This window comes from Pseudoalteromonas sp. UBA2102 (genome assembly GCF_002331165.1).
GTDB lineage: Bacteria > Pseudomonadota > Gammaproteobacteria > Enterobacterales > Alteromonadaceae > Pseudoalteromonas > Pseudoalteromonas atlantica.
This window is the reverse complement of sequence record NZ_DCYU01000087.1, coordinates 19010-32369: the sequence shown is the minus strand read 5'-3', so window position 1 is coordinate 32369 and position 13360 is coordinate 19010. Positions and strand designations below refer to the sequence as shown.

Here is a 13360-nt window from a genome sequence, read left to right as displayed (position 1 = left end):
CCTAAATTATTAGGCTGGTTTGGCTTGGCTGCGTAGTTTTTGAAATAACCAGCTTAGCCCCACTAGTGATAAACCCAAACCAATAAACGACAGCGCTTTTAAAAGCCCCGTTAAATTAGCCATATCCACCAAGAACACTTTTAAAATAACGGCGGCTAATACTCCTAAGCCTATTTTTTGGATTAATAGCTGATTTTTTAAATGCCCTAGCACCACAGTAATAGCCCCTAACACAAGCCAAATAACCGAGTAGCTATAAAGCTCTGCGTTGCTTGCACCTGTTGATAAGTAAATATAAGGGCCTTGCCAGTATTGGCGTATAAAGCCATTAATTGCCAACACACTCAATAAACCCGCTACTGTGAGTATAAATGGCGCAGCTTTTGTATACAGCGGCTTAATTAACGTATAAAGCCAAAGCACGAGCCCCGCAGGCACTAACCAAAGCAAAAATAGCCAATTAAATACCAAATATTCGCCAATATAAATAGAGCTTAAAAATGGATTAGCGTTTAGTAAGGTTCTCAGTGCAGTAACACCCGCAGCACCTGCTAATGCTATGCCTGCCACTTGGTATAATTTAGCTAAGCTACCGGCAATACGAGCACGGTGTAAATATACACAACCCAGCGCAAGCCAATTACAGGTGAGTAAAGCTTGTTCGTAAAAGCTTAAAGAGCCAAACTGCGGATAGTGCCCTACCAGTTGATAGCTGGTTTCGGTGGTAATAAATAACGCCAAGCAATGCAGCGCTGCGCCTTCAAGCCAAACTTTTAACTGCGATGCGTTAAAGCATTTGGCTGCAGTGTAAAATAACACCACACACAAAGGATAAACTACTAAGCTCCAGTGCACACCCAATACACTAAGCGCCTCGTAACTTGGGGTCCACGGTGACAGTGTAAGGCGAAGTAGTAATGCAGCCACCAGCGCTTTAATTGGCCAATGTGGCATAGGCACCCGATAGCGGTTTATTAACACGCTAATAAGTAAAACTTGAATAGCCAGTGCAATGGTTAGCCCGCTGTCATTTAATAACATAGTGATAGTAAGCGTGATGTTGGCATTTGCCCCCACCCAATATGTAAAGCGCTGAAAAAGCGTTGCGCCACCTATTGCGCACCTAATTAAAATGGCGCTACTTGTAAGTAGTATCACTGCCCACAATGGATAGGCTGCGGCCAACGCATGGTTTGGGATTATAGCGTATAAGGTGGCAATCATTATAAATACGCTAAACGAGGCGGTAATATGAAAAGCCAATCGTTTAGGCTGCCACTTTATACCAAAATAAAGCCCATATACGCTCAGCGCTAACCCTAAAAATATAGCGCCACCATATTGGTGCCTAAATATAAATAGCGAGTCAGAATAATCAACATAATAGGAAGGCGTGCTTAATAGCCAGAGTACAGCTATTAACATCGCCACCCCTTGCCATAAATCCCAGCGGCTATTTTTAAGCACTAAAAACAGCAATGTTGATATGCTTAACGCATTTATTATTTGCCACTGTAAGTAGTTATTACTATCAAAAAGCATAGCCAGTAACAAAGGGACAATACAGGCAAGCATTAAAGGGTTACTAGGGAGTGCGTTTATTAGGCGCTTTAAACTATGTGGGCGAGTTTCAACCACCGCAAGTTTTAACCCCAAGCGTGGCAGGGCAATTAAACCAATAACACTTAATAGCCCATACGTGCCCATAAGCCAAATGTTGCTGCTGTTAGCTAAAGTAAAGCCAACAACATACCAGCTCAAATGCCCCGCCCAAAGTAAATACCACAGCCATGCACGCTGTACTTTATGCGCGACCAGCGCAGCAGATAAGCTCACAAACCCAATGTACATATAAAGCGCAAATAAATTATTGCTGCCAGTATTAATCAGCACGGGGACACAATAAGCACCAATAATACCTAGTACGGCTAATACTGGGCCAAGCATTATTGCCATAGCGCTCGCACTTATGGCAATAACCCCAAGGACAACAAATGCTGTTAAAGGGCTGATCATGTTATAGCTGCTATACGCTAATAAGGTCAGTGCAAAGCACGTAATAAAACCCCCACTGGCAAGCGCTGCAGGTATATAGTTATTAAACCCTTCAAATACACTATTTTTGTAATGCATATAAGCTGCGGCTGCAATTAAGCCACCACCAAATAAACCACCTAGAGTTAATCGCATTGCAGGAGAGAGCAACCCGGCTTCTAAACTGTACTTTGCTAAAAATATACCGCCTAGCGCCAATGCGATTGCGCCTATCCAGGTCATCCAGTTTTGTTCAAAGTCGCTACGCAGTTTTTCAAAAAAAGAAGTTAAAAGTGTGGGTTTGAGATTTTTACTGCCTTGCTTATGCTTACTGGCAGAAGCATTAGCGGGAGGCTTTATTGCTGAAGCTGACGTTTTTACCTGCCCACGAGGCTGACTTGGCTGATTGGATTGATTAGGACTAACTTGATTAAAAGTCGCCTCATTACTATTTGCTTGGGCCGTGTATGCATGTTCAGCTGTGGAGCAAGCGGTGCTTTTATCGGTGCTTTTATCGGCGTTTTCAGCGTGCCTTTGTGCGTTGTTAGCTAGTTCTAAACTAAGTACTTTTGCTTTTAATTGGGTAATTTCTTGCTTTAAATTACTAAGCTGTGCAATTGCGACAATACCGCAAATAGCACCGGCCATTATTGCAAATGCAAATAAACCCACTATTCCTAAAAACTCATCCATGGCACGCTCTTTTTATTTATTATGTTATGAGTGTACCTAAAATTTTTAAAAGTTATAGCAATCTGCTTATATATGGGTTTATTTAATGTAAACAAAATCACGCTACAGCCAGGCAAAAAAAAGCCCCAAACAATAATGCTTAGGGCTTTTACTTTCTAGAACGTGTTACATGTTACTTATTCTACGCTGTCTGTAATTGTGCGCGTTACACTCATTTTAAAGCCTGAACTGGTTGTCTCATCGTGCTCTAAAATTAAGATATAGTTACCTTCTTCGGTAAAATCTATATCGCTTTGTTGAATTAACACTATTTGTTGGCCGTTATCTTCGTATACGGCATACACAGTGTAAGCTTCATCATCTACATCAATTTCTTCTTGATCGTATCTATCTAAGCCATCAATTACATTGGTGGCGTCATCAACGGTTTCACCATTTAAGGTAAAGTACACGTCAACTTCGCTTACTGTTTGCCCTGCGTAGCTTTCAATTAGGTTAACAACCGAAATAGTATGGCTGTAGCTGCTAGGTGTTAGGTTTTCCTCAACACTCATCATGCGTAAACCATTATCGACATCGTTGTAAAAAACGCCTACCGCACTTTGCTCGCGCTCTAGGGTCATTAAAAAGTTATCGGCAAGCTTAGTGCCCTCTTCGTCGTACATTGCAACGCTGTAACTGTTTGGCGAAAGCTCAATGTAATCGGTGTAGGTATCGCTTGCTACCGTATTAGTATCGTTAACTGTAGTGCCACGGGTCGTGCTAAAGCTAACTGGCGAGTAATCGTCAACGGTATTTATAAAGCGCAATTGGCCTAACGCTGATTGGTGCTTTAGTGCTGTAACATAGTTATTGTCAGTCACAATATCGAGCGTGATACCGTTTTCTTCTGTTGCATAGCTTGGGCGGATCATGGCTACGTAGCTTTCTTCATCGTAAAAATAAACCGACTCCGACTCATACACTACATCAGTGCTACCTGCCTCAGTGATATAAATTGTGTAGTAACCCTCATCAAGGGTTTGTAAATCTAGCTCACTTAAATACTGTGTTGATGTAAATAGTTCAGCACTTTCAAATACGCCATCATCGGTTGCTAGGTAAATATCGTAGCTAGTGTCTTCACTGGTGATATTGTAAAAACCTAAGTTAAACTCATCTGTATCACTTGAAATGGGCACACTTAGCTCTGTGAACGTAGGTTCGTCAAAGTTACCGCTCATTACAATTAGTTCGGTTTTGTCACCTTTGATTGATACTTCTTGTTCGCTAATTGTAATGTAGCTGTCGTTTGCATCTAAGTATTCAAAGCTTAAATCGTAAGTGCCGGTGCTGTAATTATGACGCGTGGTTACATCAGCAAAATCAGTGCCTGAGCGCTCAGTTTCGTCTACAAATAAACGCGTATATGGGCTGTTATATGAGCCGTTATATAATTGTACGTAGCCTGTATCACTTGAGCCGTCGCTGCCGCCACAACCAACTAAAATAGACATTAAACTTAGAGGTAAAGCAGCTTTCAACAGAGAGTTGGTCATTAAAGTTTCCTTATTATTAAAATCACTATTATGACTTCTTTGCTGCATTTTAATTTCATAGTTTACAAAGTATTACCCTCGCTGACAGTTCTTTACGAAAACGTTTAAAAGTGTAATAAATGTGCAAATAAAAAGGATATTTGCGTAGAAAGCTTAAGGGGCTATTTTATATTGATCTCGGCCATTATTTTTAGCAACGTATAAAGCCATGTCTGCCCGCTTCATTACCTTGTCGAGGGGCTCGTTAGCGCTTTGCAGCGCCATACCAATACTTACGGTAAGCGGTTTGACCTGTTTAACTTTAATATTGTGTGCAATGTCTATTAGTTGCCCACAAAATTCAGCCGCTTGGCTTATATTACCTGTAGGCAAATAGCCACCAAATTCCTCACCACCGAGGCGCGCAAATTTAGCGTTATTAACAAACACACGATTATATTTAGTAGCTAACTGCTGTAGTACTAAGTCACCTTCATCGTGTCCAAACTCATCATTAATAGCCTTAAAATGATCAATATCTATAATTAAAATAACGTAAGGCGTACTAGGGGCAGTTTTAACATGCCGATAAAAATAACGCCTATTATGTACTTGTGTTAAGTCATCAGTAATTAGTTCGCGCGCTAAACGGTTATGAATACTTTGCACAAAGCGCATGGTTTTAAATAAGCCATAGGCGGTAAAAACCATTCCCATGGTTCTGCATAAGTCTTCAAAATAAACACTCATCCAATAGGGCTGCACAACTAATTCATCTATTACATCGGCCGTTGTGCCCATACTCCATAGCAATAAACCCAATGTAGAAAAAACATACGCTTGTTTTGAAAGCTCAGAGCATTGCACTATCCAAAATAAAAATACGAGCACGATGAGATTGCAAAAGTCGGTAGTAAAACCGTACACGTTATTTTGCACATCTAAAGGGGGGAAAGTATTTAAAGCATAAAGTGAGAAAACAATAATGTAGAGCAGTAACGCTATACTTACCGCCTTGTTTATCCAACTCATTTTATAAAAGTTAGACAGCCTAACGGTAAGTTTTACAGTTTCAATCATAGGATGGCGCTTTTTAATGCGTTATTAACAAACTATAGCACACCAGAAAAAACCGCTATAAAAGGTTAACTTACCCTGTACTTGCAGGGTTATTTCACCACCTTGAATACAAAGAGTTGAGCAAAGCAGACACAAATACAATGCAAAGCTAAAAACCCACATTTGCATTAGTGTCCACACAGTTTTAGTCGCGCTGAGCAGCTTACTTATAACAACTAAGTATAAAACTATATTAAAGTGCTAAGGCCCCATAAAGCTAATATTAAAATAGTAATAGCAATCATTGCTTTAGTTTTGTGTTTACTGATTATTTGCTCGGCTTTATTACCTGCGTAATATACAACAACGGCTAAACTAAAATAGCGAATTGAACGAGCAATACCTGAGGCTAATAAAAACAAACCAATAGAGTATTTTGTAGCCCCAGCGGCAAGCATCGCAATTTGAAACGGAATGGGCACAATTCCCAGCGTCATTACAAACCAAAAACCTTGGCTTTGCATTTGCTGCTTAACATTTTCAAATTGCTCTTGGCTTGAAAACATTTCAATAACCCAGTCACCTATAGCGTCAAACAGGTAATAACCCAGCGCATAACCAAATAAAGCACCAATCACGCACCCAACTGTTGCCATAAGCGCTATTAACCAAAGCTTTTCACGACGTGCTTGCATAAGAGGCACAAGCACTGCTTCAAGCGGAATAGGGACTATCGTAGATTCTAAAAACGACGCTACGGTAATGCCTGTTAGCATATGTTTAGAATCTATAAAGTGCCGTGTTTTTTCTTTTAGTTTTTTTTGAATAGCCATGTAAATCCTTTTTTTGCTTGTGATGATAAGCCGTTGCTCAATGGGTTAATTCTTACATATTTACGTTAATACACGCTGAAAACAGCTAAAGATTTAACAGCCACACAACTGTTAACAAATTAGCAATATTTATAAGAATATTTTATTATGTGCCAATGCAGTTAAATACCTACCAAAGCAGTTAAAATTTATGCAAAGTGCACGTTTTATTCCCTTTAGAAAACAAGATATTGTTGATATGTGCAGCGCTGAGCTCACAAACAACTCAGAGCAAACATCGTTTAAACAATTTTGCGATTTATTAGCAAGCCTTATCCATTACGATTACCATTCAACACTTGAGTCGCTCAAAAATAACTACGCGCCCTTTGATCCCAATAGCGATACGCGATCTTTAGCGCCAGTATCAGCTGATCAAAAAGCGCAGTGCCAACGCGAATTTGCTAAAGATTTTGCTAAGGTACTTAATGCAGCTAACTTTGAAGTGATCACCCATCAAGACCTGCAAGATGCACTCAACGAAGAGTCACTATTTAAAGTACGCCTTGAGGTAGAGTTTGACGACTTTGAAGAAGTGGTTTTTTACCGCCGTGGCGAATCACAACTCACTGAAACCATAACCAGCTTTTGGGGCTTGCGTAAAAAGCCCCTGCACTTTACCAATTACGACCGCGTTGCAGTGTTTATTCGCTTTAAAGATAAAGCCTACTTTGAGGCTAAAAATAAAACGCCTTTAGGGTTTGAACCAAGCTCTACCATAGTTAAGCTGTTTCAAAATGTACCCAAAGCCGACCTTGAAATGCTATTTCCAAATAGCGAAGTACGTATGCGCCCTATAGATAAAGTGATTATTGGCTCATCGGCTTTAGTAGGCGGTGCTGTGGTATTAATCACTAAGCTTGGCGCATCTATTTTATTGTTATTTGCTTTATTTGCTTTTTGGGGTGGCTTTAGAAGTGAAGCCGTAGAAATGACCCAACAACACTTTATTACCTTTGCTATTGGAATGGGGGTTTTTGGCAGCTTTATTTTTAAAGAGTGGAGTAAATTTAAAAACCGTAAAATTAAATTTATGAAAGCGCTAAGCGATAACCTCTACTTTAAAAATCTAGATAACAATGCCGGTGTTTTTCATACCCTTATAGACGCCGCCGAAGAAGAAGACATAAAAGAAGCTCTGCTGGCCTATACGTTTTTACTAAAATCAGAAAGTGGCCTAAGCGCACAGGCGCTTGATGAGCAAATAGAGGCGTGGTTTAAAACAAAGTATAAATGCGAACTCGACTTTGAAATTAGCGATGCGCTTGAAAAACTCACCCGGATGCGTTTAGTAACCTGCACTAACAATGTGTATAGCGCAATAAATTTAGATCATGCAAAAACTATTTTGGATGAGCGCTGGGATAATCTTTTTCAATATAATTAACCTGCATGGTTTACTTAACAACAAAAAGCAGCTGAAACTTCAGCTGCTTTTTACGTTGTATTTTGAGCTGCAACTAACTAAGTTGCTTGTTAAATTTTGCATGCACTAATTTATAAAGCGCAGGCAATATTAATAGCGTCAGTAGAGTTGATGAAATAATTCCGCCAACCACAACCGTTGCCAGCGGCCTTTGTAGCTCAGCGCCGGTGCCTGTATTTAGCGCCATAGGAATAAACCCTAAACTCGCCACTAAAGCCGTCATTAGTACTGGGCGCAGGCGCGAGAGCGCACCGGTTTTTATTGCATCTATCAAACTAAGCCCATCGGCTCTTAACTGCTTAATAAACGACAGCATAACCACGCCATTTAATACCGCTACACCACTTAGCGCGATAAACCCCACACCTGCCGATATTGATAACGGCATATCGCGTAGCAGTAACGCAAGCACACCACCACTAAGGGCAAGTGGTACGCCGCTAAATATAATTAACGAATCACGCAGTGAATTAAACGCGCTATAAAGCAGGCCAAATATAAGTAATAAAGTAACCGGTACCACCAGCGATAGCCGCTTACTTGCCGATTCTAGTTGTTCAAACGTGCCGCCGTATTCAATCCAATAACCACTAGGTAAATTAAGCTGCGAATTTAAAGCGGCTTGTGCGTCGCTTACAAAGCTTGCTAAATCGCGCCCTTCTACATTTGCAGTTACTACAACATTACGCTTACCGCTTTCGCGGTTGATTTGATTAGGTCCTTTATTAATACTAATATTTGCAACTTCGCCCAGCGGTACAAATGCAAGGTCGGGATTAGCACTTTTTGGCACAGCTACAGGCAAACGCGCAAGCTGTGTTATATCGCTCGACCAACGCTCATCTAAACGCACTAATAACGAAAAGCGTTTATCGCCTTCATAAATTAACCCAGTTTGCACACCACCTATAGCAGCACTTACACTTTGCTGTATATCAGTTACGGTTAAACCTAACAGCGCCATGTGGTCGCGAAGCGGCGTTACCGAAAGCGTTGGCAGGCCTTCCATTTGCTCAAGGCGTACGTCGGTTGCACCAGTAATATTTTGTACCAAGGCTGTGGCTTTTTCACCGAACTGTTTTAATGTTGATAAATCATCGCCATAAATACGCACAGCCACATCGGCGCGCACGCCAGCAATTAGCTCGTTAAAGCGCATTTCTATAGGTTGGGTAAACTCATAGTTGTTACCTGGTACTTCATTGACTAAATGACGAATTTGCTTAACCAGTTCTTCTTTAGGTAAAGCAGGATTTGGCCATTGATCGCGAGGTTTTAACATTAAAAAGGTGTCGGCAACGTTAGGTGGCATAGGATCGTTTGCTACATCGGGCGTACCAATTTTTGAAAATACTTTTGCCACCTCCGGCTTAGCTAAAATGGCTTGCTCTAGCTCTTTTTGCATTTTTACCGATTGCTCAATACCGGTACCGGTAATACGCAGTGCATGCATGGCTATATCGCCTTCATCTAGTTGCGGTAAAAACTCAGCGCCCATATTTTTAACTTTAAAGCCAAGTGCAATCACTAAAACACCCGCAATACATACCATCACCCACGGTAGTTTTAGCGATAAGCCAAGTAGCGGTTTATAACCTTTTTTAATACCGCGCATAACTGCATTTTCGCTTTCACTCACCTTACCGCGTACAAATACCGCAATAGCGGCAGGTACAAAGGTAACGGCAAAAATAAGTGCGCCAACTAGTGCAGCTACAACGGTAAATGCCATTGGCTGAAACATTTTGCCCTCAACCCCGCTCAGTGCAAATAACGGTAAATACACCAGCATAATAATTAAAATGCCAAATACTGCTGGGCTGAACACTTCTTTAGTGGCGGCGGTTACCACATTTAAACGCTCGTTTAGTGTAAGTAGCCTGCCATGTTTATGCTGCGCAAGGCCAAGTTGCCTTAAACAGTTTTCAACCACAATTACTGCGCCATCAACAATTAAACCAAAATCGATTGCGCCTAAGCTCATTAAGTTACCCGACACTCTATTACCTACCATACCGGTAATGGCAAATAACATACTAAGCGGAATAACCATGGCCGTAATCAATGCGCCAGTTACGTTACCCAGTAGTAGCAGTAAAATAACAACCACCAACACCGCACCTTCAAACAGGTTCGTTTTTACAGTGTCTATGGTTTTATCAACAAGGGTTGTTCTGTCGTACACGGGCTCAACCACTACACCAGCTGGTAAGCTAAGTTGTACATCTTTAAGTTTTTCAGCCATGGCTTTTGCCACTACGCGGCTGTTTTCACCAATGAGCATCATGGCGGTGCCAAGCACGGTTTCTTTACCATTATAAGTAGCGGCGCCGGTTCTGAGCTCTTTGCCTAAACGCACGTTCGCCACATCTTTTATGCGAACGGGTGCATCATCGCGCTTAGCAACTACGGTATTGGCTATATCATCAATGGTTTTTAATTGCCCTGGTGAGCGCACTAAATATTGCCCGTCAAAACGCTCTATAAACCCTGCACCTTGGTTACTGTTATTTAATTTAAGTGCTGTGATTACATCGCTTAGCGTGAGCTTATAAGCGAGTAGTTTTTCAGGCATGGGCGCTACTTGGTACTGGCGCTCAAAACCTCCTTGGCTGTTTATTTCGGTAACGCCTTTTACTTTTAATAACTGCGGACGAATAACCCAATCTTGCAGGGTACGTAAATCTTCTGCATTAAATGGCGTGCCATCATCTTTTAATGCACCGTTATTTGCATGCACAGAGTAAGTAAAAATCTCCCCTAACCCGCTGGCAATTGGCCCTAAGTTTGGTTCAATATTGGCTGGTAGGTTTGAACGAATACTTTGAATACGCTCACTAATTTGCTGGCGCGCCCAATAAATATCGGTCCCTTCATTAAAAATAACGGTAACTTGCGAAAGCCCATAACGCGAAATTGAGCGGGTATAATCAAGCTTAGGAATACCCGCCATTGCGGTTTCAATCAAATATGTAATGCGCTGCTCGGCTTCAAGCGGGGTAAAGCCCGGCGCTTTGGTATTTATTTGCACTTGTATATTAGTTATATCGGGTACGGCATCAACGGCTAAATTTTGTGTGTTGTATACGCCAAACCCAGCAAATAAAAGTGTGAGCGCAAGCACCATCATGCGGCGCTTAACCGCAAACGAAACTATCCAGTTAATCATGTTGCCTCCTAGTGAGAGTGACTTGCGCCGCTTTTTAAAATATCGGCTTTAATTACATAACTGTTTTGCGTTACGTACTCACTGGTTGGCGAAAGCCCTTCGAGCACTTCTACCCACTCGCTGTTTTTGGCACCAAGTTTTACAGGGCGTACTTCAAACACATTGCCACTTTTTATAAACACACTAGGTTTGCCGTTAAATTCCTGAATAGCAATCGCTTTAACGCGTACAGCCGCATCTACTTTTGCAGTACTAATGTCGCTATTAACATGCATACCAGGTCGCCAATGGCCATCAGGGTTTTTAAGTTCGATTCGCGCACGTGCAATATGCCCGCCACTCATCATTGGGGCTATGTAAAACACCTCACCTTGGGCATTTAAATGATGATGTAAGTCATACACTGTAGCGCTTTGCCCTATGGCGAGCTTTTCAATGTTATCGGGAAAGGCCGACAGCTCAACCCATACGGTTTCAAGGTTTACTATTTGCATTAAAGCGCTACTGGCAAGCTCACCGCGCTTTAAATATTGCTCGGTAATAACGCCTGTAATTGGGCTTTTTATGGTATAATTTTGTAGGGTTTCGCGGTTGGTTATGCTGGCAAGCTTCTCGCCTTTTTTAACGCTTTGACCAATGCTTACAAAAATATCGTTAACTAAGCCGGTATAAGGCGCCATTACTTCAACGGTGCTCTGCGCAGTGGGCGCTATAACACCAAATAAAGTATCTGTTAGCTCAACGCTACCAGCTTTTGCAATGTCAGTTTTAATACCAGCGCGTTCAATTGCTTTCTCGCTTAGCGTTGTGCGCCCTTCTTCTTGCTCATAATGATAATTTATTTCAGCGCCTTTATAGCGAGCCATTACATCAAGCTTAAAAGAATGCGGCTCGTTTACGCTCACGGTACTTACTAAATAGTCATCTTCAGCTTTAAAGCGAATAAGCTGTGGCGCTTCACTTAAACGCTGCACGTTTATGGTTACCTCTAACTGGTTTATATCAACGGCTTTACCGTTATTAAACCCATATATTCGCAGCTCAGTATTACCGGCAAACTGGGTTAATTTAAGCTCTAAATTAAGCGTGTTATTGGTTAGTAAAAAGCCGCCATGCGGGCCTTTTTCTTGGTGTTCATCTTCATGGCCTTCTTCGTGACCTTCTGCGTGATGATTAGCCGACGCCATAGCCATGCTACTCAAAAATGGGAGTGTAAGTAATTGCGTAATTAATAATGCGATAAGAGTTTTATTCATGATTGATGAGTCTCAATTAAAGGTTGGCCAGTTAAACGCTCAAGGGTAAGGAGCACTTGGTATAGCTCGCTATGCGTTATGATAAGTGCGCGTTTAGAATCAAATAAAGCTTGCTGTGCGTCGAGTAATTGCAATACCGATATTTGCCCTTGTTGATAGCTTTTTAAACTTTGCTTTATAAGCGTTTGCGCTTGTGGAATAACGCGCTGTGTTAAAAGCTGTGCTTGCGCCGCTTTACCTTGGTAATACGCATAGAGCGTGCGTATTTGCTTACGTAACTGTATACGTAATTGCCCTTGTTGCTCATTAAGTAGCGTAAGCTGATGCTGCGCAGCCTCAATATTGCCGCTATTAGCGTTACTTAATTGCAGCGGCATTGAAAACGAAAACACTAACGAGCTGGCATCAGTTTGCTGGTTGTAACGCACACCACCACCAAGGGTTAAATCGCTTTGACCGCTAGAGCGTTGCAGCGCTAAATTAGCCGTTTGTTGCATATATTGCTGCTGTAGTAGTGCAAATTCTGGTGCTGTATTTACCGCAGCAAGTAGCGCGGCTTCACTTTTAATAGCAGCCATTTGTGAAAAATCGCCCGCATAGTAATCACTCACTTGCTCCTCTTGCCAAAGCTCATTGAGTGCTAAGCGAGAGCGCTCAAATTCACTTTGTAGCATGGCCGTGTTTAAATCTACTTGGCTTAATGCATAGCGCATGCGGGTTACATCAGCACTTGAGACCGCACCGGCTTTAGCGCGTTTTTCAATTGCGTTGAGTGCCTGCTTAACAGTGTTTTTACGCTCACTATTTAGTGCAATTAACGCCTGAAATTTTAGCACTTGGTAATAACGCTCAGCGGTGGTTGCTAAAAGTGCTAACCGAGTATTTTTATACTCAATTGTTTGCGCTTTTATATTTGCAGTAGCGTAGTTAATACGATTTTGGCGTTTATCGCCAAGCTCAATTAACTGGCTTAAAGCCAGCGTGTACTGCGCCCCCGAAAACGCATGAGAGCCATGAGTTCCTAAAAAGTTTTCAGCTTCAAAGCTCAGCTCAGGGTTAGGTGAAAGCGCGGCTTGGCTTTTAAGCGCGGTTAATATTTTTTGATGGTACGGGTAGCGTTTAAGCTGTAAGTTTTGCTGCTCAGTATTTTTAAGCGCTTGCTTTAGCGTTAATACGTTTTGAGGCTCGCTTTTTGCCAAAGCGCTCAGTGTTGGTAGTGCACACAGTAGCGCCACCAGCATAAGTAGTTTTTTGTTCATATAGCATATCCGTTTTAACAAACAGAGTTGGCTTAATCACTATGCCTATTTTAATAACAAGCGCGATTAAGCAAC

The 13360-nt window shown here is 41.6% G+C and carries 8 protein-coding genes; 1 reads left to right on the top strand and 7 read right to left on the bottom strand.

All coding sequences use genetic code 11. The features are described from left to right. Positions 1-9: 9 nt before the first annotated feature. The 4 genes from B2R65_RS11945 to B2R65_RS11930 all read right to left on the bottom strand — a co-directional run bounded on the left by B2R65_RS11945 (position 10) and on the right by B2R65_RS11930 (position 6136). Positions 10-2727 carry a DUF2339 domain-containing protein gene (locus B2R65_RS11945; RefSeq protein WP_286742920.1) on the bottom strand — a complete coding sequence of 906 codons (2718 nt, stop codon included), beginning with the start codon at positions 2725-2727 and terminating at the stop codon, positions 10-12. 176 nt (positions 2728-2903) lie between these two features. Further along, entirely contained in the window at positions 2904-4265 is a 1362-nt protein-coding gene (locus tag B2R65_RS11940) for a DUF4397 domain-containing protein (protein ID WP_121637898.1), read from the bottom strand. A 153-nt stretch (positions 4266-4418) separates the two neighbouring features. Next, positions 4419-5324: a GGDEF domain-containing protein gene (locus B2R65_RS11935; RefSeq protein ID WP_286742915.1), complete on the bottom strand. Its 906-nt coding sequence runs from the start codon at positions 5322-5324 to the stop codon at positions 4419-4421. Positions 5325-5551: 227 nt separating this feature from the next. Next, positions 5552-6136, bottom strand: coding sequence for a YqaA family protein (locus tag B2R65_RS11930; protein ID WP_029772950.1), 585 nt, complete (start codon positions 6134-6136; stop codon positions 5552-5554). A gap of 190 nt (positions 6137-6326) precedes the next feature. Here B2R65_RS11930 and B2R65_RS11925 point away from each other — a divergent pair, with 190 nt between their 5' ends. Continuing rightward, entirely contained in the window at positions 6327-7562 is a 1236-nt protein-coding gene (locus B2R65_RS11925) for a TMEM143 family protein (RefSeq protein ID WP_054982777.1), read from the top strand. Positions 7563-7635: 73 nt separating this feature from the next. On the opposite strand, the gene B2R65_RS11920 is transcribed toward B2R65_RS11925, so the two are convergent. From B2R65_RS11920 to B2R65_RS11910, 3 genes are read right to left on the bottom strand one after another with little or no spacing between them, the layout of a single operon-like run. Continuing rightward, the gene (locus B2R65_RS11920; RefSeq protein ID WP_286742910.1) at positions 7636-10770 is read right to left on the bottom strand and encodes an efflux RND transporter permease subunit; all 3135 of its coding nucleotides are present in this window, start codon (positions 10768-10770) and stop codon (positions 7636-7638) included. 8 nt (positions 10771-10778) lie between these two features. After that, positions 10779-12026, bottom strand: a complete 1248-nt coding sequence (locus tag B2R65_RS11915; protein ID WP_286742908.1) for an efflux RND transporter periplasmic adaptor subunit — start codon at positions 12024-12026, stop codon at positions 10779-10781. Beyond that, positions 12023-13285 carry a TolC family protein gene (locus B2R65_RS11910; protein ID WP_096042244.1) on the bottom strand — a complete coding sequence of 421 codons (1263 nt, stop codon included), beginning with the start codon at positions 13283-13285 and terminating at the stop codon, positions 12023-12025. The genes B2R65_RS11915 and B2R65_RS11910 overlap by 4 nt, the downstream gene beginning before the upstream one ends. Between the last annotated feature and the right edge of the window lie 75 nt (positions 13286-13360).